At 27.9% G+C, this 21,908-nt stretch carries 25 protein-coding genes and 1 pseudogene; 2 read left to right on the plus strand and 24 right to left on the minus strand.

The genetic code is table 11. From position 1 onward, the window contains the following. Positions 1 to 2 precede the first annotated feature (2 nt). The 16 genes from AXY43_RS05465 to AXY43_RS05540 all read right to left on the minus strand — a co-directional run bounded on the left by AXY43_RS05465 (position 3) and on the right by AXY43_RS05540 (position 12,547). Entirely contained in the window at positions 3 to 1,142 is a 1,140-nt protein-coding gene (locus AXY43_RS05465; protein ID WP_023974483.1) for an FIST signal transduction protein, read from the minus strand. Positions 1,143 to 1,190: 48 nt separating this feature from the next. Further along, entirely contained in the window at positions 1,191 to 2,387 is a 1,197-nt protein-coding gene (locus tag AXY43_RS05470) for an HDOD domain-containing protein (RefSeq protein WP_039769124.1), read from the minus strand. Between the two features lie 417 nt (positions 2,388 to 2,804). Beyond that, positions 2,805 to 4,070, minus strand: coding sequence for a ferredoxin reductase family protein (locus AXY43_RS05475; protein ID WP_061114909.1), 1,266 nt, complete (start codon positions 4,068 to 4,070; stop codon positions 2,805 to 2,807). Between the two features lie 29 nt (positions 4,071 to 4,099). Continuing rightward, complete coding sequence (locus tag AXY43_RS05480) at positions 4,100 to 4,672, minus strand: CDP-alcohol phosphatidyltransferase family protein (protein WP_105411159.1); 573 nt, start codon at positions 4,670 to 4,672, stop codon at positions 4,100 to 4,102. A gap of 263 nt (positions 4,673 to 4,935) precedes the next feature. Then, positions 4,936 to 5,715: a polysaccharide deacetylase family protein gene (locus AXY43_RS05485; RefSeq protein WP_105411160.1), complete on the minus strand. Its 780-nt coding sequence runs from the start codon at positions 5,713 to 5,715 to the stop codon at positions 4,936 to 4,938. Between the two features lie 329 nt (positions 5,716 to 6,044). Continuing rightward, positions 6,045 to 7,007: a ketopantoate reductase family protein gene (locus AXY43_RS05490; RefSeq protein ID WP_105411161.1), complete on the minus strand. Its 963-nt coding sequence runs from the start codon at positions 7,005 to 7,007 to the stop codon at positions 6,045 to 6,047. A gap of 217 nt (positions 7,008 to 7,224) precedes the next feature. Next, positions 7,225 to 7,359: an MmcQ/YjbR family DNA-binding protein gene (locus AXY43_RS05495; protein ID WP_242986126.1), complete on the minus strand. Its 135-nt coding sequence runs from the start codon at positions 7,357 to 7,359 to the stop codon at positions 7,225 to 7,227. A 24-nt stretch (positions 7,360 to 7,383) separates the two neighbouring features. Continuing rightward, positions 7,384 to 7,728 carry a DUF6483 family protein gene (locus tag AXY43_RS05500; protein ID WP_105411162.1) on the minus strand — a complete coding sequence of 115 codons (345 nt, stop codon included), beginning with the start codon at positions 7,726 to 7,728 and terminating at the stop codon, positions 7,384 to 7,386. Positions 7,729 to 8,043: 315 nt separating this feature from the next. Next, positions 8,044 to 8,499, minus strand: a complete 456-nt coding sequence (locus AXY43_RS05505) for a DUF6773 family protein (RefSeq protein WP_041898265.1) — start codon at positions 8,497 to 8,499, stop codon at positions 8,044 to 8,046. Next, positions 8,492 to 8,698 carry a helix-turn-helix transcriptional regulator gene (locus tag AXY43_RS05510; RefSeq protein ID WP_012059653.1) on the minus strand — a complete coding sequence of 69 codons (207 nt, stop codon included), beginning with the start codon at positions 8,696 to 8,698 and terminating at the stop codon, positions 8,492 to 8,494. The genes AXY43_RS05505 and AXY43_RS05510 overlap by 8 nt, the downstream gene beginning before the upstream one ends. A 387-nt stretch (positions 8,699 to 9,085) precedes the next feature. Continuing rightward, the gene (locus tag AXY43_RS05515; RefSeq protein ID WP_105411163.1) at positions 9,086 to 9,430 is read right to left on the minus strand and encodes a DUF6054 family protein; all 345 of its coding nucleotides are present in this window, start codon (positions 9,428 to 9,430) and stop codon (positions 9,086 to 9,088) included. A 157-nt stretch (positions 9,431 to 9,587) separates the two neighbouring features. Then, positions 9,588 to 10,037, minus strand: a complete 450-nt coding sequence (locus AXY43_RS05520; protein ID WP_105411164.1) for a MarR family winged helix-turn-helix transcriptional regulator — start codon at positions 10,035 to 10,037, stop codon at positions 9,588 to 9,590. Between the two features lie 24 nt (positions 10,038 to 10,061). Continuing rightward, positions 10,062 to 10,691 (minus strand): class I SAM-dependent methyltransferase, encoded by a 630-nt coding sequence (locus AXY43_RS05525; protein WP_105411165.1) that lies wholly within the window; start codon positions 10,689 to 10,691, stop codon positions 10,062 to 10,064. Positions 10,692 to 11,148: 457 nt separating this feature from the next. Next, positions 11,149 to 11,601 (minus strand): peptide deformylase, encoded by a 453-nt coding sequence (def, locus tag AXY43_RS05530; RefSeq protein ID WP_039769109.1) that lies wholly within the window; start codon positions 11,599 to 11,601, stop codon positions 11,149 to 11,151. Then, entirely contained in the window at positions 11,602 to 11,838 is a 237-nt protein-coding gene (locus tag AXY43_RS05535) for a helix-turn-helix transcriptional regulator (RefSeq protein ID WP_012059657.1), read from the minus strand. It abuts the gene before it with no gap. Between the two features lie 157 nt (positions 11,839 to 11,995). Continuing rightward, complete coding sequence (locus AXY43_RS05540) at positions 11,996 to 12,547, minus strand: flavodoxin family protein (RefSeq protein ID WP_105411166.1); 552 nt, start codon at positions 12,545 to 12,547, stop codon at positions 11,996 to 11,998. Between the two features lie 148 nt (positions 12,548 to 12,695). Between AXY43_RS05540 and AXY43_RS05545 the strand changes: the two genes are divergently transcribed. Then, positions 12,696 to 13,016, plus strand: a complete 321-nt coding sequence (locus tag AXY43_RS05545) for a winged helix-turn-helix transcriptional regulator (protein ID WP_105411167.1) — start codon at positions 12,696 to 12,698, stop codon at positions 13,014 to 13,016. A gap of 244 nt (positions 13,017 to 13,260) precedes the next feature. On the opposite strand, the gene AXY43_RS05550 is transcribed toward AXY43_RS05545, so the two are convergent. Then, entirely contained in the window at positions 13,261 to 14,082 is an 822-nt protein-coding gene (locus tag AXY43_RS05550; RefSeq protein WP_012059660.1) for a methyl-accepting chemotaxis protein, read from the minus strand. Between the two features lie 261 nt (positions 14,083 to 14,343). On the opposite strand from AXY43_RS05550, the gene AXY43_RS05555 reads away from it, so the two are divergent. Next, positions 14,344 to 14,661, plus strand: a complete 318-nt coding sequence (locus AXY43_RS05555; RefSeq protein WP_105411168.1) for a hypothetical protein — start codon at positions 14,344 to 14,346, stop codon at positions 14,659 to 14,661. 296 nt (positions 14,662 to 14,957) lie between these two features. Here the strand turns inward: AXY43_RS05555 and AXY43_RS05560 are convergent. From AXY43_RS05560 to AXY43_RS05595, 7 genes and pseudogenes are all read right to left on the minus strand, one after another. Beyond that, positions 14,958 to 15,506 (minus strand): annotated as a pseudogene (locus AXY43_RS05560) (flavin reductase family protein). 181 nt (positions 15,507 to 15,687) lie between these two features. Further along, positions 15,688 to 16,194 carry an HTH domain-containing protein gene (locus AXY43_RS05565; protein ID WP_105411169.1) on the minus strand — a complete coding sequence of 169 codons (507 nt, stop codon included), beginning with the start codon at positions 16,192 to 16,194 and terminating at the stop codon, positions 15,688 to 15,690. A gap of 359 nt (positions 16,195 to 16,553) precedes the next feature. Continuing rightward, complete coding sequence (locus AXY43_RS05575) at positions 16,554 to 17,354, minus strand: SDR family oxidoreductase (protein WP_105411170.1); 801 nt, start codon at positions 17,352 to 17,354, stop codon at positions 16,554 to 16,556. 63 nt (positions 17,355 to 17,417) lie between these two features. Further along, positions 17,418 to 18,017 carry a Crp/Fnr family transcriptional regulator gene (locus tag AXY43_RS05580; RefSeq protein ID WP_105411171.1) on the minus strand — a complete coding sequence of 200 codons (600 nt, stop codon included), beginning with the start codon at positions 18,015 to 18,017 and terminating at the stop codon, positions 17,418 to 17,420. 76 nt (positions 18,018 to 18,093) lie between these two features. Continuing rightward, positions 18,094 to 18,888, minus strand: a complete 795-nt coding sequence (locus AXY43_RS05585; protein WP_077869297.1) for a multinuclear nonheme iron-dependent oxidase — start codon at positions 18,886 to 18,888, stop codon at positions 18,094 to 18,096. 297 nt (positions 18,889 to 19,185) lie between these two features. After that, the gene (locus AXY43_RS05590) at positions 19,186 to 20,445 is read right to left on the minus strand and encodes an MFS transporter (protein WP_105411172.1); all 1,260 of its coding nucleotides are present in this window, start codon (positions 20,443 to 20,445) and stop codon (positions 19,186 to 19,188) included. A gap of 133 nt (positions 20,446 to 20,578) precedes the next feature. Beyond that, the gene (locus AXY43_RS05595) at positions 20,579 to 21,796 is read right to left on the minus strand and encodes a MerR family transcriptional regulator (RefSeq protein WP_105411173.1); all 1,218 of its coding nucleotides are present in this window, start codon (positions 21,794 to 21,796) and stop codon (positions 20,579 to 20,581) included. Positions 21,797 to 21,908: the final 112 nt, after the last annotated feature.

A 21,908-nucleotide genomic window follows, 5' to 3' on the forward strand; every position in this document is an offset into this window, starting at 1 on the left:
TTTCACTTCTCCCCTATGAGTGTAATTGTCATTGTTTGGTTATGAAATTCAGTCACATTATTTTTATTTGAAGGCGCTATTTCTCCATTAGAATAAAAGCCAGTAAATATAACATCATTACCTAAAATACTTCTTACTCCCTCAAGTTCTTCATCTATAATTTGATTTAAAACAACACGTCTTCCTCTGCAGCTTACCAAAATTGCCAACTTAATATCTTCACAATTAATACTTGTAATTGAATTTTCTGCTGCCTTAATTGACCCATTTATTAGATTATTAAAATTTGCTCTCATAAGTTTTCCATAGTAACCTTCTGGTATTTCTCCTGCGAACCTAAGACTATTTGTTTTTTCATCTATACCTGCTACCGTTCTAACATAGCTATATTTATTATCACGTGATCTTATATTTAAAGGAAATAACAATCCACTAACTGGTAGTCTACTTGCATATTCCCCCAAATATTCTTTATATAAATCTAATGCCGGTTTTCCATCCAATTCGTATAATATATTATCCTTTGATTTTGTGACTGTTCTTTCTATTCCAAATGTATCAAATCCACCTACCGATCCAAATCCAATCTTAATCTTTTCTCCATAAAATGCGATTGTTGCTATTAAATTCTTTTTTCCATAATCATTCGCAACTACAAAAGTTTCTTTATATCCTTCATAATCTCCAGCTAATCCTCCTGTTACCTTCACTTTCTCTGGTAATCCATCGACAACTCCTTCTACTAACTTACTACCATTTATGTTTATACCTTCACCTATTAAAAATACATGAGATAGATTTTCCACTGGAATCGCTTTTGCTATTTCAATTCCTTTCTCATAACATTTATTAAAGTCAGTTAATTCTGTAACCAAAAATTTTATTTCAGTACTCTCAAAATAAACAGCTGTTACAGTTAAAATATTATCATTTACTTGGTCATTAAATATTTCACCAGCTGTTGTACAGCCTATTATATCCGCATTAGGATATGTTATTTTTATCTTATTAAACACTTCTTTATTGCAGATAAATTCTTTAGAACCAAATAAAAATATTACTTGGGCCTTCACTAATTTACCTAACGTAATAATGCTATCAACCTCATTCAGTTTATAAAATGCAAATTGCTCTACAACCATCCTCAAATCCCCCTATAATATCTCTAAATAAATTATTTTGAAATGAAACTACTCATCAAATAGTCCATTTAATTCCGCCACTTCCCCAAGCCTCTTTTCGAATATATCTTTATCTATCCCAAGTTCCAAAAATACTTTTTCGTCCAAATCCATTAAGCTAGTTTCTTTTAATATGTCCCAAGCATATTTTCCTGCAATGTGGACTACATATACAATTTGCTTATTAATAACATTTTCATGAAAAGGTTCATGATGATATATTGCTGATTCAACAATAGGAAATGGTATATCCCACCATCTTAAAAGATACCCTCCTATTTCTTGATGGTTTGTCCCAAAACATTTTTTTTCAAATTCTACTATAGCAGTATGGTGATTCTTAACTTCATCGATTATTTCGCTATATTTATCTTGAAAATGATACATCATAAATGCCATCCCAATGTTACTCAATAATCCAGCATTCATTTCGGTTTCTGGAATTTTCTTATTGAGAAATTCATTATAAATAAAACTCACAATCCTATTGGCAATAAAGGATTGCTTCCACAACATTTTCAATTTTTCTTTCCCCTTAGAATCAAATCCTAGACTATCTATAAATGCAGATGAAATGACTATATTTTTAATATTATCTAGCCCAAGGTATGCGACAGCTCTTTTAATTGAACCTGTCTTCACTCCGTAATGAGATGAATTTATAACATGAAGTATTTTTATTGCAATAGAATTATCGGATTCTATTGCTTCAACTATTTCATATATTTCGGCATTACATTCTATTTCATCAATAATTTTTTGATAAGACTCTTTAATTGTAGGTAATTCATCAGCACTCTTTACCAATTTTAAAACATTAATGTTGTCCTTTAGCATATTTTCTACTTTAAATATGTTATCTATAGTCTCAATAAAAATATTATTTTCCCAAGGTTTTAAAATATAAACTTTTGCTATGTTTTTTTGCAATGAATCTAGTATGATTCTTTCCTCTGCAAAACCGCTTAAAATTATGCGAATTATGTCTGGAAATCTATTTTTGACTATACTTAGTAGTTCATACCCATTCATATTTGGCATTCTCATATCACTAACAATTAAATCTACTTCTTGATTTCCAAGAATATCCAAAGCTTCTAAACCGCTCTCAGCCACGCTTATCTCATAGTCCGTATCCATAAAAAGTCTTTTAAACGCTTTTAGTATTTGAATTTCATCATCCACAAAAAGAATCTTTTTTCCCATAAAAATCCCCCCCTATGTTAATCGTATATGTACTAGCAACTTTTATTACTTACCATAATTTATTCTACAAATATTGATATATACCTTTTTTCTTTTCATAATTTAATCCTATTTTTTCAATAATTATCCTAATTTATCACTCGTTGTTTATTTTAAATTATATTTTTTTAAAAACAACTTAATTAATAAAGCAATAAACTCATTAGAATTTTTTCTATCTAAAAATAGCACCAGCTAATTTAACAAGCGCGACAAATTTTTTATCTTTAGTAAGTTATTGTACAAACAAAGTTTACGAAAAATAAATAAGCCATTTCTTTATGATATAATAGTTTTTCTAGAAACTAATTACATCATTTAAGAAATGACTCAACTACAAGTTATATCAATAAATATTAAATTCAAAAAAATTTATATCTATTTAAATTGAAAATGCTCATAATTAAAATTTATGATATTAAAATTGCTATCTTTAAATTGCTTTTTTAAATTTTCTCTCATTGGAGCTGGCCCACAAAAATAAACATCAACACTATCTTTTGTATTCACAAATTTAGATATTTCGTTTACTGATAAAAATCCCTTTTCTTTTGAATTAAATAAGTGCACTCTTAAATTATTACTGTTTAATAGTTGCAATTCTTCTTTATATGCTCCTTCAGCTTCATTATTGTATGCATAAAAAAGATCTACCGAAAATTCTTCCCCTACACCTGATTGAGCAAAGCTCCTAAAAGGTGTTATTCCAATTCCTCCTGCAATCCATATTTGATTCTTGACACCAGTTTTATAATTAAATTTACCATGAGGTCCTGAAACAACAAATTCATCTCCAACCTTAAGTGTATTTAACAGCTCCTTTGTATGATCTCCTAATGCTTTAATAGTGAATTGCAATTCTCCATTCTTAGGTGCATCACTTATTGTAAATGGATGTGAAACAAACCCATTTTCATTATCTAAAATCTTCAAAAAAGCAAATTGCCCAGGTTTGAATTTTATTTCTTTTCCAATAGAATCACCTGTAATCTCTAAAGTACCATTAGCTACTATATCTAGTTTTTTCACTCTATATTTATACTTAAACGAAATTTTTTCATAAATGAATACACTATAAATTGCAGATATTATACCTATGATGTTTATAAGATCTAGCCATATACAGAAAGGTTCCAATGAAAAGACAGCATAAGTTGCACTTCCATAATAGTGATAAATTCCAAATGCATAAGGAATAATCATAAATTTATGAATTGTTTTCCACTTCTCATAATTTAATTTTTTAGCCACAAGGGCGATTAATATAAGTATTATAAATATATACATACTAAAAGTCCCATACATAGCATAAGGATCTTTAGGAATTTTTATTCCATTTGCCCTTTCAATTTTTTTCCCAATGCTTATTGTTATATTATGAACAACAGCCAAAACTAACGCACAAATACTTAGATACTTATGATAAATATATGATTTATCTAGTCCATCAAATAAGACATCTAAAATTTTGTGTCTAGTTGAAATGAAATTAATAAATGCAAATGCTACCAATGCAAATGCAGCTATTAACTGAGAATATCCACTCATTGTAGATATTTCTCTTATAGGTTCAACAAATAACCATAATACCCATGTTATTATCATACTGATAAATATAACTAATTTTCCCGATATACTCCTCATACTTATCATCCTTTCTTAACTCTGTATATTTATATAAGTTTATTTTCCATAAAGCAAAGTTTTATTCTTGAATAAGAAGAATAAACGCCAATTATAAATGTTATATATATAATATAATCTATTGTAATTATTGCACTATTAGCCCCAATATATCCATATATACATACAATGCCTGGAATTACTAGAAATGTAGCCGAAACTAATCTACCCGCTCTATCGAAAACAAAGGACTTGTCCGACTTTTTAATATTTTTGATATGCTTTGACGTTATTATAAATTCAATGAATTTCAAACATACGAATCCAAAATACCATATAGGCAAAATTTTTATGTTTATTAACGCTATATATGAAATCATAATATAAAACAAATCTGCAAATACATCTAGTTTTGCTCCTATTAGCGAAGTTGAATTAGTTTTTCTTGCAATTTTGCCATCTAATAAATCTGAAATACATATTGATAAAAATAAAATGCTCAAATTCACATTTCTTTCCTTCGCATATATAAATTGCTCAATTATATTTTGAACAAATAATACTGATAGTATTATTCTTGCTATTGTAATTAAATTAGGTACATGTCTGACTATAATCTTCAAAGAACCCCTCCCCGTTTTTTATTGTTTTAATAAATCATTTTAAGGTAATTAAACAAAACCTTCTAATTTTCTCCTATATATTACAAGTTTACAACAAAAACACCTATATTTCTATAGGTGTTCTTAGAATTTACATTCTAGGCTTAATTTATATAATTTTTCTTATTTAGTATTTACTATTTTCTAGATTTCTCATGCTTAATCTTCATGAATAACATGCTGCCTTTATTTTTTAATGTTATATTTTTTAGGCAAATATATTTTTATTTAAATAATTTTCCTCTCATATGAAAATATAATTCTGGAGTATCTTCCGTAATAACTTTAAATTCATATCCCTTAGATTTATAATATTTTATTATTTGAGGAAGAGCCTTGCATGTATTCTTATGCATATCTGTACAATGCAAAAGTAATATTATGTTTTCGCGATTTTCACTTCCTTTGATTGCTTTTCTATATAAAGTATCTGGTGAGAGTTTTGAATTTAATCCATCAGTATTATCTAAGTCCCAATCATATATTTTAAATCCTTCATTATGCAGTTTTTTTAAATAATTTTTGTTCAATCGTTTATGACTTCCACATGGAAATCTAATTATATTCGGTGAAATTCCAATAGCCTTATTTATCTCATCTCGACATTTAATCATTTCTTTTATAAATGCGTCTTCACTGCTATAAATTTTCCTTATTTTGTGGGTATATGTATGAAGTCCTATTCCGTTTCCTTCATCATAAATTCTTTTTACCACATCTTCTTTTCCTTCAATTTGATTTCCGATTAGAAAAAAAGTTGCATTTACTTTATTTTCCTTTAATACGTCTAAAACATCATTTGTTACTTTGCTACTAGGTCCATCATCAAAAGTTAAATAAATTGTTTTTTTCTTATGCCCACTTATTTTTTCATTTAAAGTAACATCCTCATTGAATGCTAAATCACATAAATTAGAATTAATATTTATATTGTCTATAAATATAGTTAGAATAAAAAATATACTTGCCAAAAAAAATAAAATATGTTTTGATTTAATTCTCAATTTGTTTTCCTCCTTTGTAACTTGCCTCATAAATCTAAAGCTTATTTCACTTTATTATTAGCTTCCTGAATCTTTTTATTTATAGCAATTTTATACATCTGTTAATTATTATATAAAATTACTTAAAATAAAAATTTTTCTGCTTAGAATCAGCTATAAATCAAAGATATAGTAGATTTTCGTTACGCTGGAGAATTAATTTTCAAATGACTTAATTCATTCTTTATAAAATTGTAGGGACTTTAAAAGAGAAAGCATTAAGCCATATAAGACAAGAAATTTAATAAATTTGATACGCTTCTTTATATTGAATTGATTAGGTCTTGAATTTAACAATTTATCTTCTTTTCTAGTAAATTGTATTTTCTAGAAAACAGCGGCGCATCTATTTGATTATTTTTACCGCAGTCATATACATTCTTGCATACATATAATAAATCATTTATATTATTATGAAGTGTCATAATTCTACGAGTCAGCTGATTATTTTTAAACATTCTTTTCATAACTATTCCTGCTAATTTTGAAGGCATTTTATAAGCAAATAATTCATTATTATAATTTTTTAGATTTACATTTCTAGATGCAATTATTTTTACAGTTTCCCTTATAGTTACTATTGTTTCTGATAAAATTTTAGAGGAATCCATCAACTTTTCTGCTGCCTCAGTCGTATTTTTTATATCACCATATTCTCCAGCGTTTGTTATAACTGCTGCATTTATCGCCATATGAATCCAAATCCATTCGAGCATATCAAAAGGTATTTCAGCTTTAATATGACAATCAGATAATAATTCCAATAACTTCTCATAATTTTTAATATTTGTTTTTTCTTTGCTTTCAAGCATAATATGATCAAATATACAGCAATTTAATTCATGATCACTTATATTTCCACCTGCTACTGGATAACCAAGTATGTACTCCCATCCTTTGAATAAATTTTCAATATAACTTTTATCTTCCCATATCCCGTTGAAAATTATCAAAGTACCATTAATGTCATTCTCTTTTAATGTTCTTATTACTCCTTCAATTTTTCCAGCTGGAACACTTACTAATATAAAATCATAAGAACTGTTTTTATTTGCGATATGGATCTTATAATTATCATTTTTTTCTTCGCCTTTATTGTTAAATCTTCCATCTAATAACTTGACATTTATATTTTCAGGTACAAATGCTTTTTTGCTGTCTCTTATTAAATGCTCTACCTTGTGTCCCTCTTTTTGAAAAACATATCCATAAGTTGTCCCAATCACACCAAGACCGATTATTAAAACTTTCATTTTCACACCTCTAAATCTCCATTTATCTTCCAGTTAATTGTAACATACTTTCTAAAAATCATACTGTTATGTTTTTTTACAAACATTCTCTTACCTCATATAATCATATATTCAGCGTTCTATAGGTCTATAATTTACTATACAAAAAAAATCGCAAATTCAATTTTCTTGAACGATGCGATTTTACAACCATTATATTATTTTTGATAATTAACTTCTATTTTGTCAAATCATAACTTAAACTAATTAAATTATATATTTCCTCCTTGGAAAATAGGCTGTCCAAAGCAGTTGTAATCCAGTGCTTTTTGTTCATATGATATGCAGGAAGAATCTCTTCTCTTTCTACCATAAAAATTCCTCCCCAAATACCTACTTATTTAACTTTAAATTTTTCTATATCTTTTAACCCCTGATAAATCTCCACTCTTGGAAAGCTACTTTGATTTAATATTTCATCACTCTTTTTTAGGAGTGAATTATAAAAGTCAATTGCAATTTCATAAACTTCTTGTGAATTATTTTTTTCTAATTCATCAAATATTAAATCTTCCGCTTTATTATAATTTCCTTCGTGAACAACTTTGTTAAGAATTATTTTAAATATATCTATAGAACTCATTTGCTCTATATCAATTTTCTCATTATTTTCTTCTTTTTTATTACAAATAATCTTTCCAATGGATTTCCCAAGCTCCTTAATAAGTTTTTCAATATCCATATATCTTACCTTCATTCTTGTCTAATACTATAGATGTCCAAATTATTAATTAGACTTATTATGTGGACATATTTCCATACTTACCCTATATAAATGGTTAACTTAGCTAGAAATCATAAATATATTTGTGGATAAAACATTTAAAAATGAGTTGCTAAGATTCTTAGTTATAGATTGTTCCACTTTAGCTTGTCATACTAAAAGTTTGATCATGCTAAAATGGTGAAATCTACAGCTTAGAATCTTCATAGATATTTGAAATTAAGCTGCGCTAATTCGTAATCTAACTTCTGCATTGGGTATCTATAGTATCACTTAAATATCCTTATATTTATTTTCTATTTTCTTTTTTGTATTCTTTGATACCTGTCCTAGTAATGTTAAAACAATAAATCCAAGAATGAAAATTCCGCCAAAGAATCCACCAATTATAGTAGGGGTCATCACTTTGATTCCTGCCCTTGTATAAATTATAATTGCAAACAATAACGTAGCTACAACTGAGCATATAATACTATAAATTAAATTACTTTTTACAGAAGGTTCATTGTTATTGTAGCTCCATAGACCACTTTTCAAGCAACTCCAAATCATCGAAATGCCCCCACATGCAAGTATGACTGTTTCACCAAGTACTTGCTGAAAAGCAGCTTTCATAAATAACATTTGTATTACAATCACTATTACTGATACACTAAACATAATGCGAAACGCCATATGCTCACATTTATAGAATTCCTGCTGTTGGCGTTCATCAATTTTTTTATTCATTATCATCATCCTCCCAAAAAATATCATTTAATGTTTTTCCGAGTGCCTTGCAAATGGCGATACATAATTGCAATGATGGATTAAATTTTCCAGCTTCTATCATTCCTATTGTTTGCCTTGTTACGCCTACTATATCTGCTAACTGTTCTTGAGATAAGTCCATCGAGGCTCTTGCTGATTTCATTTTAAGATTTTTCACCTGCATTCCTCCTTATATTATTGTTGTAACATATATAAATCACAATGTCAAATATATATTGCATTATAATTAATATATATTACAATACTTCACTAATGAGATTGATCTAAAAACTAGAACCTCAATTGTAAAATGAAATTCTATCTTTTAAGTCTAAATGCAGTTTTCCAAATTAAAATCCACCTGTAATACAAAGAAAATACAGCCTTACTCATTTGAATAATGCAATGTTAAAAACAGCTGTGCTTTCCACAAGACAATGGATATATTTAGGAATGCTCTTTTTGATTTTTAGTATTGTGTACAAAAAATATCGCAAATTCAGATGAATAATACGATATTTCAATCTGCTATTTATTTTTATTACGAGGATTGTGATCGAATAGCTTAATAAGTGTTTACAATTCGGTTTACACTTTTTTCTACTATCGCCACCATATCACTTTCAGCACCGAGACTGAAGTTAAAAATAACACCTTGTCCTCCACCAGAACCAATTGCAGAAATAAAAATATTACTACCATTGCCTACTACTGTAAGGCTTAAGCTTGCTCTGTTGCCATTTCTCATAAAATATTTATCATATACCCTAACTGCTACATTGGTATCTCCAGAAGTGTAGTTGCTTTTATCTACTAAATTCATAGTCATTCCACTGCCAGCAATATCGTTTTCTAAACTATAAAGTACTTTCTCAAATTGACCGCTAATAGTATTTTCATACTTTGCCATAATGAATCCTCCATAATATTTAGTTTGCTATTTTACTATCACAATCAATTATAGCATATTTTGTAAACATCGCATTATTCAATTTTCAAAGAATACTTTTTTAATTTACTGTGTCAAATCTACATATTACTCAATTACAATATTTTATTAACTTTCATTATCTACTAGAAATATTACAAACAATCTTTCTCATAATATTTAATAAATTTTCTCTCTCCTCATAAGTATCTAAAGAAATCATTATCTTTCCATAAACTTCTTCTTCAAATTTTATATGCTCCTCTTGCGCTTTTTTCCCTTCTTCCGTAAGCTCTAATTTATAAGATCTTCTATCTCTTTTACTAATAGATCTCCTTATAAGATTACGTTTTTCTAATCTATCGATCATGTTAGTCAATGTACTTTTAGGAATATTCAATATTTCTAAAATATCTCTAATAATAACTTCTTCTTTCTCGGAAATAATTCTAATTATGGATATTTCATTATCACTAAGTCCTTTTATTCTAGTATATTTAGCTTCAATATCTTTATAGCTTGATTCAAATAACATACGATGCCATAATATATTAAATTCATCTATTTGCTTTTTACAATCTTTATCCATATTGTCACTCCAATCTATTAATGATTATTTTCTTATCTTAGCGCTAATTGCAAAACTCTTATAATTAATCTTTTTAAAATCAAATGGCTCAAATCCGCATTTTACTAAAAGTGCCTTAATTTCTTTTTCAGAATATATTTTATAATCACCATTATTAGATATCTTGCAATATAAATTTATAAATTGTCTACAAATTACTGGTGCCGTTGGGTCCCCTATAATTAATAAGCCACAATTCTTTAATACTCTTTTCATCTCTAATAAAACTTTTTCTGGGCTTGGATAATGATGAAAGGACGCATTACATACAATTACATCAAAAGAATTATCCTCCCAAGGTATATCCTCTGAATCACCAACTTTTAGTTCCGCTTTATCCCCAAGATTTTTCTTAGCTATCCCAATCATATTTTCTGAGATATCTACTCCATATAAACCAAACTTATAGTTAGCGCTAAGTTTTATTAATACATTACCTGTCCCACATCCAACATCTAATATTTTTTTAGGATTTGCGCTTATTATCCTACTAACAATCTCCTCATACATTGGGGCTACAAACTTTCCATCACTGCTTTCATCGTAAGCTTCAGCTGTCCTATTAAAATTTATTTTCGAATTTTCCTTAAATATGTTTTTATTATTACCTTCCACATAAATCACTCCCATAATAATAGTTCTATTTCAGTATAGTTCCATATACGAACTATAATTAGATACTACTACTACCAAAAGTAAAATACAACCATTTTTTATATATTTTCCTGTAAATGCAAAATATATTAATTTATATCATGATTAACATTGCATATTCCACAATTTAGAATCACATCCAAAATTATTGCAATATTTTTATAATTATGATAAAAATTATTTTTGTAACATATATAAATACAAGAATATTATTAATTCTTTAGTTGAATTTCATCACTTTTGCTTCATATTACTAAATCAATGATTTTCCTTATATTTAGACATCAAAAAATCACTAGACATTGCCTAATGATTTTTTGATTATATAAATATTGCATTAAATTATTAATTAACATTTTCATTTTTATTTAACAATGCATGATATATTAAATAATACAGTAACAAAAAGTTTAATATACTATTTTAAATATTCAGTAACAAAATCGGTAAAAAGAATACCTTCTAAATGGTCAATTTCATGACAAAAACATTTTGCTAAATCTCCTGTACCCGTTAGTATTATTTCTTTACCATTTTCATCTAATGCTTGAACTGTAACTTTTTCTGGTCTTAATAATCTTCCAAATACATGTGGATTACTTAAACATCCTTCTATAACTTCTTGACTTCCTTCTTGTTTGATAATCTTTGGATTGACTAATTTTATCAGACCTTGTCCCATGTCTATTACAACTAACCTTTTAAGTATTCCTATCTGCGGCGCCGCTAAGCCCCCTCCATTTTCTGTATTATACATGGTTTCCGCCATATCATCTAGAATTTGCCTGATCTTTTCGTCTACCACTTCAACTTCTATACTTTTCTTTCTTAAAACTTCATCACCAAATAATCTAATTTTCCTTAATGCCATTTAAACTACACCTCTACTTAATTGTGCTCTTGATTTTCTTTCACTTTGTTCAAAAAGAAACACTTCCTCTATTGCACAATGAAATATTTGAGAAATATCATAAGCTAGCCATATAGATGGCTCATATTTTTCTGTTTCAATAGAGTTTATTGCTTGTCTTGATACTCCTACAAGAGCTCCCAATTGTTCCTGCGTTAATCCAACAGCTTCACGAAATTCTTTTAGTTTATTTTTCATTAAGAACCACTCCTGTCATGTTTACCTTACATAAAAGTATATTCCACTTTAAATTTAATGTCAAGTTAACATTACACTATGTGTGTCTTTAAGTTCCAAATTTTCAAATTCAGTATTATTCGTTATACTGTCCAAGTGGTATTGCATTATAAATTTATTAAGCTAAATTTTCTCCATCCTTAAATGCTCTTAAAGATAACTCATCAAACATTGCTAAATCAGGATTATGACTAGTTCCACAGTAATGAATGCTATCCTCTAACTTCCAGCCTAATTCTTCTAACATATTATTAGCAAATTTAACGCCTTCCGCCCCTATCTTAGGATCAGGATTCCCTTGAGTAAATATTGTTATTAACTTTTTCCCTGGATATTTTGCCTTATAATCATTCCCAATCATTGGGAATGTACGATCAAACCAAACTTTTGATTGTCCTGTAATTGTATAATAATATATTGGAGAACCAAAAACGATAGCATCTGCTTCCTTAATATATTCATACATTGGCTGCAAATAATCATTAACTGCACAACCGTCATGGGTACGGCAATACATACATCCTTGACATCCACGAATTCCAGAATCATTTAAATCAAATTCAATAACTTCTGCACCTTTAGACTTAGCTCCTTTAGCAACTTGTTCTAATAATTTTGCAGTATATCCATTCTTTCTTGGACTGCCTTTAAAAATAACTACCTTTGACATATCTTATCTCTCCTTTTAAATATAAAATTCTCTTAAGTCAATCAATCATCTATTGACTGACTTTATTATATTAAGTAACATATAAATCAACAAGTACGCAAAAAATGTTTAGCTACTAATATTTATATAAGTAATGGAGGTTGCTTTTATGGAAAACTGTTCTATAGAATATGCTTTAAAAATTATAAGCGGAAAATGGAAACTATTAATAATTTGGATTATGTCTCAAAACGGAATTCTTCGCTTTAATGAACTACAGCGAAAAGTTGATGGCATATCCAGTCTTATGCTCTCAAAAAACTTAAAAGAACTTGAAGAAGATGCTCTGATTATTCGCCATCAATACAATGAAATTCCACCAAGAGTAGAATATGAATTATCAGAACTTAGTCAAAAACTCATAGTTGCTTTACAATATCTTGGCGAATGGGGAGAAGAAGTTTATAAACATAAAGAAAAAACTTTGTGATGAATAATCAAAAGTTTTCTTCAACCATGAATAATATACTTATACTACTTCATAGCTACATGCTTTTTTAAAATTGAGCAGAAAAAAATCGCATATTCATATTTTATTGAACAATGCGATTTTCTGCTTATTTTATACCATGAGCTTATTAAATTTTCCTAATAAATTTTATGAGGGTTGTTAAATAATCTAATAAGATAATTACTAAAATTATATGTATCTGAAGTAAATGCCATAATCATCTTTACCATACTACCTTTGACATATCCACCAGTTCCTTAGAGTTTGATGTAATCTCTTCTAAAGTAGCCGTTATCTCTTCAGTCGCTGCTGCTTGTGATTCTGCTATCATGTTTGTATTACTAATCTCCTTAATAACTTCATCAATAGAATTTCTCATTTCAAGAAGCAATTGTGATACTTTTTTTGACGATTCACTGCTCATCTGTGAAAGTTTTCTCATTTCACCTGCAACAACTGAAAAACCTCTTCCTGCCTCACCTGCCCTTGCAGCCTCAATAGCCGCATTTAAAGCTAGAAGATTAGATTGAGAAGAAACACTAGTAATAAGATTTAATATCGTATCCGTTTCTTTTATTTTTTCTTCTGTTTTTTGTGTTGCATTTACAATACTATTCATTGAAGATGAAAGTCTTTGAGAATCAGTAGCCACTTCCTCAATACTTGCGCTTGTCTGTTGCAGTGAACTAAAAATGTTCTCTGCTACTTCTTCTACTTTAAACTGTTTATTTAAGCTTTTCCCTATTGCAACTCCACCAATAATATTTCCACTTGAATCCTTAATAGGGTAAGAAATCCCCTTAAATGATACTCCAAATAATTCTTTTGGCACTATCACACTTAGTACCTTACCTCCTTTTATACTTTTATATAATGGTTCCTCAGGATTCAATTCTTGTCCAACTTTGATAGGTAAGTTAATGGAATCACCATCACGATAATATATAAATTTCTTAGTATCTGCTACAGCAACTGCTATATCGTCTTGTAATATTTCCTTTAATTCAGGAATAACCTCTAAAAATGCCTCAAGTCTATTTTCCATATATACACCCTCCAGTAAATTCAATCTATGATAGGTATATATTCGATAAATCTTTCTATATTCCTTGTTTTTTTGCGTTTGTTTTAGATATATATTTTTTTATTTTTTAGTGTTATTTAATTTTAAATTAATCATCACATACATACATGCCTCTACAAGTGGTATTTTTTGTTTAATATATATGCTGAATATTTCAACCTTAAATACACATAATACAAATGATATATTATATAAAATTTAACATTAAAGGTGGTTAAACTAATGAAAAAATTTATTCCTATATTTTTAATTTTTTTCTTTATATCTACTTTCTTTAATATTATAGGTGTATATGCCGCACCTAAAACATTTAAACAAGGCATTTACACTTGGAGCGATACAGGCTTACCAGCCAATTCATCTATTACTATAAAACTTGGGGAATCTACTAGTAGAGCTATAGTTATGGTTATTGATTCAGATCAAACTATGGAAGCTCTATTAAGATTAAATTCTCGAGTTTCTCAACAGGTTTTACCTCCACTTACATACACTTCTTCAATTATAATCTTTACTGATGGTAATGTAATATTTTCATAAAAGTTAATTTAAAACTGACTTTTTCATACGGTATTATTTCTAGAATCTCATTTATGGGTAATTGTGTGTTTACACGAGGACATGTAATCTAAGATAACGCTTTTGATTAAGTTCTACATAGTAGGGGAATATAAATTTATACTTCACATTTGACATTATTCTGACATAATAAATAACTATAATAAAATTATAAACTTAATAAAAACTTTTTTTCATATATATTTCCCCAAATATATAAAACAAAGAGTAATATTCATATTCCCCATATGTTTGTTACTCTTTTTTGCATTTCAAGATTACATATTACCTCCACATGCTTTAAATATTGATCCAACTCTATTATTTAAAGCAAAATAACCTGTATCCATTAATATTATTGGTTTAACTTTTAGGGCATTTGGTCTTCCATTTTCCAAACAATCTTCCTCTGCATATGTTTCCACAATCTCACCAAGAAACATTGTAAAATCAAATATGGGAATTATTTGTATCACTTGACACAAATAATTTATTGAACATTCCTTTATCATTGGTGCATTTCCCGCTTAATCATAAAAAGATTCAAAAACATTTGATTTATCTACTTTGCTTCCAGAAACAGTTCCACAATAATCAGTTTTTTCAACATCATCTGATTTAGGAATATTTACTGTAAAATATCCATTTTCTAAAACTCCAGCTGTTGTATAATGTGAGTTTTTCAACGATATATAAAGTACATTTTTTTGACTTACAACTCCATATGCTCCAATTGTAGCATAATTAGTTTTTCCATTAACAGTAGCTCCTGCTAAAACACTGATAAATGGTCCAAATGGAATATTAGCTATCTTTTTCTTTGTCATATTTATTCTCCTATCTAATTATAATTTTGTTGCAACAACGAAAATTATAGAGTATAAGATAACAAAAATATAGACTTTTTCTTTCTCATGAGTTATCATATAGATTAAGTACTCCCCTAATTAAGCATACTTTTTTTGCTTTAAAATCTTGTAATAAGCACATAATAAATTTATTAATAAATTAGCCTAAAGTTGACTTGTTTCCATTAACCAAAAAATGTAAAAACAAGCTTGCTACCGCTAACTTATATTTATTTTCATATGTAATAGAATTAGTATCATTCATAAAATTCTTAACATCTTCTAAGCTGATACCTGCATACATAGCTAAAGTATCGTATCTAATTCCAACGTCAATTATCAATACATCTATTATTCCTTTGACTCTGTCATCTTCATTTATACTACGTATCCCTTCAGATAGAATATAAATCTTATTTGATAATAATGAAGGCTCGGGACACTTTGGATTCCACACAAATTCTTTATTGTTTTTAATAGAGTCCATTGCATTAGCATAAAACTCATGCAAATTTCTTTTTCCATCCATATAATCTTTTAGCCAGTTATAATCCACATTTATCATTCTACTCAAAACTTCAAGTTCAATTTTATAATCTTCAATCAATTTTTTTATACTTTCTCTTGTTTTATCAATCTGATTAGAATTTCCATTTATTAATTCCATATCTTCTCACCTAATTCTGTAATATATTTTAATATTTTTTTAAATACATATTTATAAAAATTGGTTATTTAACACTCTAAATTAATGCTAATCAATTTTACAATAATGTCCTTCAATTCTCTTATAAGGTATTAATATATCTGCAGTCTGAACTCTATTTAGAAAATCTTTTAAACTCTCTATAACATATCCCTGAATTATTGAGAGTATAATTCAAATTCAATGTTTTCTGTAATATATTTTTCTTGTCGCAAGGTTCAGTAATTTTTACTCTATAGAGCTTTACTTGTTTTAAAAATGTCATTATTGATTTATCCCCTTCCATATTCTGCTACTATAAATTATAATTATTCATTAATCTAGCGCTTTTTCATAAAGTATTCTCTTACAAAGTCAGGAAAGTGTATAGCTATATTATATGCAAGCGGAACAGCAACCTTATAACGAGGTTTAAGTCTCCTTTTCGAAATTATATTAACAATAGTTTTCGCTGCTTCTTTAAGATCAGTTAAATTTTGATCATTTCGATATTTAGCATCTGCTTCATAAAAAGTTGAATAATAAGAATCTTGATTAGTCATAAGATTATTTGAATTATTAGCCATAGTTTTAAAAAAATTTGTTTTTATTGGTCCAGGTTCTATTACAGTTGCTTGAATATTATTGTTGTGCAATTCTAAACGCAATGCATCACTTATTGCCTCAACTGCATATTTAGATGCACAATATGCACCATTAATAGGTTGAACAAATTTCCCCGAAATTGAACCGATATTTATAATTTTGCCAAATTGTTTCTTACGCATTTCCGGAACAACTACCTGAATCATATTAATTATCCCAAATACATTCACGTCAAACATGCTTTTTGCACTTCTTACATCGATTTCTTCTAAAGCACCTCTAGTTGAGTATCCTGCATTATTTACAAGGATATCAATTTTCTTAAATCGTGCTATCACTTCCTCCATCGCAACTGAAATAGATTCTTTTTGGGTAACATCTAGTGATAGCTTTAATGATACGGGTAAATCTTTTAAAGTTTCTACATTTCTAGCTGTTGCCACAACTATATATCCTCTCTCAGATAATATGCTGCAAAGTTCTCGTCCTATCCCCGTTGAGCATCCTGTAATTAAAACAACTGTCTCATTTTTCATATAAATTACCCCCATTAATAAAATTTATATACATCATAAATCACATGGAGGTTAGCTGCATTATCATTTGTTAATATTTAAATCTTTTCTTAATCTACTAAGTGACACAGGGGTCATTCCTAAATAAGAAGCAATATTATATTGTTTAATACGCTTTTCTAATCCTGGATATGCATTGAGGAACTGCTTATAACGTTCAATGCTATCTAATACTTTAAAACTAATTGCATGCTCTTCTTTCATAATAAGAACATTATCAATCATCTTTTTGTAAAACAAAAGTAGCTCATAGTTTTCCTCAACTATTTTTTCAAAATCAGAAATTTGAGCTACAATAATTTCGCTATCTTCTAATGCTTGTATATAATACATAGATTCCTTTTGAGATAGATGTGCTACATATGAGAATAGTCCCCCACCCTCTTTGTAAAAATATTTTGTTGTATCTTTGCCTGCTTTATCAATATAATAAGAACGAAAAACTCCCTTAACAACGACTCCTATTTCAGTAGACTTCTCACCTTCCTGTAAAAAGAACATATCTTTTTTTAATAGCTTTGGCTTAAAAATCTTCTTTAATAAAGTTATGTTTTTTTCACTAAGGAAAATCCCATTATTTTTCAAAATATCTATCCATAAATCATCGTATACATTTTTACTCATTTAAAGCCTCGTTCCTTTGGTTTGAAATAATTATTCTTACACCTCTTATACTTTTATTCTTATTTATTAATTTTACTTATCTCGTACTGCATATATCATATATTCGATTTAATTGTTTTTCTAATGAATAAATGATTTTGTTATAATCCTCTGTTTCTACTTCATTAAATTCCAATGTAACTATTTTCGGATTTGTACGATCAAGAACCCACTCTAACAATTCGTAGTCCTCTTCTTCCATGGCCTGATGTGTATCCATTGGAAAACCATTTTCATCATGACCTGAACCATTTGTATGAATTTCTACAACATGATCAAGTGGTAACCTTCCAATATACTCATAAACATCCCATCCTCGATATTTTGCTGTAATCCTTGCATGGGTTATATCAAGCAAGAAAGATACATCATTTTCAACAACTAGATTATAAATCTGTTCTGGCATTACATAAGGATAAAGGTCAAATACTTTACGGTCATGTGGTGTATCAGGAGAATTTTCAAGTAATAATGGAACTGATAAACTCTTTTTAAAGAACTGAATTTGATTAGACATGCGTTTATATATGTCATCTTCTGTCATACCTGTTAACATATCCTTAGATCTTATAGCAAGATGAAGACCATAATGTGGTGAATTACATTTCCTTATGATACTATTCGCAGAATTAAAATCAATCCTCTCTATATCATTCATTCCTGTGTTTTCATAATAGCCTAAACCATGTACTAAAATTGGTCGCATTGAACGCATAGTTTTGAAGTCTTCTTTAAAATTTCCATATCCAAATGATTTAATATAGTCTACTCTTATCAAGTTCTCCTCTATAAGAAATTTTAGTGCTTTTGACCAGTTACACCCAATATACATTTTAGAATTTCCTCTCTACATAATTAATTTATTTATTTGAATACACTAATACTATAATTAACTAATCAGCCATTTTATGTAACTTAATTATAGCATATTTTATAAAATTCTATTATTCAATTTCTAAAGGATATCTTTATAGAATCCTTTAGAAAATTTGCATCTTTGTATTCTTGTTTGAATAACTCAGTCGTAATCTTTAAATATAATAATATAGTTATCGTTCTTGCTGCTAATCTCCATTTATCCTCATCATAATCTCGGATAAATTTAATATCATTTTCTTATCACATAAAATTAGTCATTTTTAACATATAGCATAGTAAAAATCAAAAGCCCTACACCGCTTATTATAGGCAAAATATATGCTGGTATAAGATTTATCAAACTACCTGCTATAATTAGTGCAATAGGTAAAGTTATTTTTGCTATGCTGATTCCTATACTAAGTACTCTCCCCCTAATGGCATCCGGAATAGTTTGTTGCAATTCATAAAATATAGCTATATCGATTAGTGATATTGCTATGCCTGTTAATAACATTATTGAGCAAAAATATATTACATAAAGGTTATTATTATCATAGATTTTATACTGCATTATAACAGAGAGGCCTATTGCTATCATGCAAATTGATAATATATTAGTCATTAATTTTACGATTTTCTGATGCGAGAATTTATTCAGAGCTTTTCTTATTATAAGAGCACCAAGAATCATTCCCATTGAGAAAAAACCTTGTATTATTCCAAACAAATTAGAACTCAATTTTAAAATATTATTTACTATATAGGGCATTGGTACATTTATTGAAAGACCTATGAAGAAATTTAACACAATAAAGATTCCAAACATATTCACTATATCTTTTTTACTTCTTAAATAGGTTACTCCATGAATTATATCAGTGAAAATATTAATTTTTTCTTCCTCCCTTTGTTCATTGTTGTGATTAAATAGAAAATCCATGAATAACTGAAGAAATGCGGATATCCCAAAAGAAAAGCTATTGATTATTATGAAAAGCCTTATATCTAATAAAGCGAAAATCATTCCACCAATCATTGGTCCAAGTATAGAGGATGAGGATTCAATTATTTTACTAATAGAATTTATTTGAAGAAGCTTTTTTTCTGATACTAGATTTGGTTTTGCAGTTTCAATACTTATCCCATATATATTAGAAAATACATTCAATATAAATGTACTTAAATAAATCATAGATAAACTCAAAGGATGTCCAATTGTTAGAATATATAGAACAATCAATAGCATACCATTTAAAGTATCTGTAATTACTGCAAGTAGTTTCTTATTAATTTTATCAGCAAGCACTCCAGCAAATGGATTTACAATAACAGTAGATAATGCTCCTATTACTAGAGTCATGGCAAAATTTAGACCCGAACCAGTAATATTTAATACATACAAACTAATAGCAAAATTATATATAGATGTTCCAAATACAGATATAAAGCTTGCAATTGAAAATAAACCTATATTTAATAACTCTTTATTCCTCGAAAAATTTTTTAGTGATAGAACTTTTATTAACATTGTTAATCTCGCTTTCTCTTAATGATAATCTATTTTTTTAATTCAATTTAATTTTAAATAGTAGTGTTATCACCATATCAATAGATTAATTAACAAAATTTAATGATAAAATAAATAAAAGATAGGGTTAACCCTACCTTTTACCAAAGATTAAATATGAATATACTTTTTCTCCATCTCTAAAATAGCTTTCATATTTTCCACCTTTTTCTATATAGTTTGATACATTTTCCTCAAAAATATTATAGTCAAGTTTTGAAATCTGTTCTTTAATATTATTTAAAATAAAATTTTTCCGATATTTATCTTCAATTAAACAGTTTGCTGCAAAATTTTTGAATAAAATATAGGTCCCTATTATATTTGAACTATCCTTTACATATCTATCAGCTACATTCAATAAAAACTCTTCATGATCAAAACTGTAATTGCTTGTACCCGAAATGTCTAAAAGCATATCAGCAGATTTATCTTTTATAGGGATTTGCTCAAAATCAGAACAAATAAATAATATTTTTTTCTTGAAATTTATACTCTCCAATATACTTTTTAAAAATAAATGTTTATTTATATCATTATCAACAGCAATGTATATTGAATCATCGGGTAGATTTCTATAAACATTTCTTAGAAAAAATCCAATTCCTGAACCTAATTCAAGCAAAACTTTATGTTGCAAATTTTGAAAATCAATCTTTTTGTAAATCCAATCCATTCCACGATAGACATTATCAAGATAGATTGTATCTGTAGAATTTATATAATCTGTGATGTAATTAAAATCAAACTTAAAATCTGAATCTATTTTTATATTAGAAACTCTCAATATTCCATCTTCAATTATGTATTCCTCTCCACAAGAGCAAGTCAACTTCCCATTTATAACTTGGTTATTTGCTATATTTCCTTCACGAAGCTTTAAATCCTTTTTACATTTAAAGCATCTCAAAAGATCAAGAGCTTTCAAATCTATACCTATAATAGATTTATCTTTAATTTCTACATTTGAAAGCAACTCTAGTTTTGTTTTAAGCTTTTGCTTCATTAATTTAAGTTCTCTTATTTTATTTTCTATCTCTTTATCTTTGTTTACGAAAAATGATTTAAAACATTCATTTTCCTCATACTTTGTAAGCTTTGCCAATCTTTTAAACATGAAAATTGATTTAATTTCACTTAATGAAAATCCCATCCCTTTAAGTAATAGTATATCTTCCAAATCACTTTGGCATCTATCATCAAAGTTATATTGTCCTCCATGTTTTTCAGGTATTATCAAAGTCATATTTATATAATGACGTACAGTATCAATAGTTAAATTGTTAGCTTTAACGAACTTACCAATCTTCATATATAATTCCTCCATCTATAATGAACTTCGATAACAGCTCTTTTAATAGCTCCACATACTATCCAATTAATTAAATTCTTTTAAAATTATCATTGCCTACTTTGAATTGAGA

Source organism: Clostridium sp. MF28, from assembly GCF_002969175.1.
GTDB classification, from domain to species: Bacteria; Bacillota; Clostridia; order Clostridiales; family Clostridiaceae; genus Clostridium; species Clostridium beijerinckii.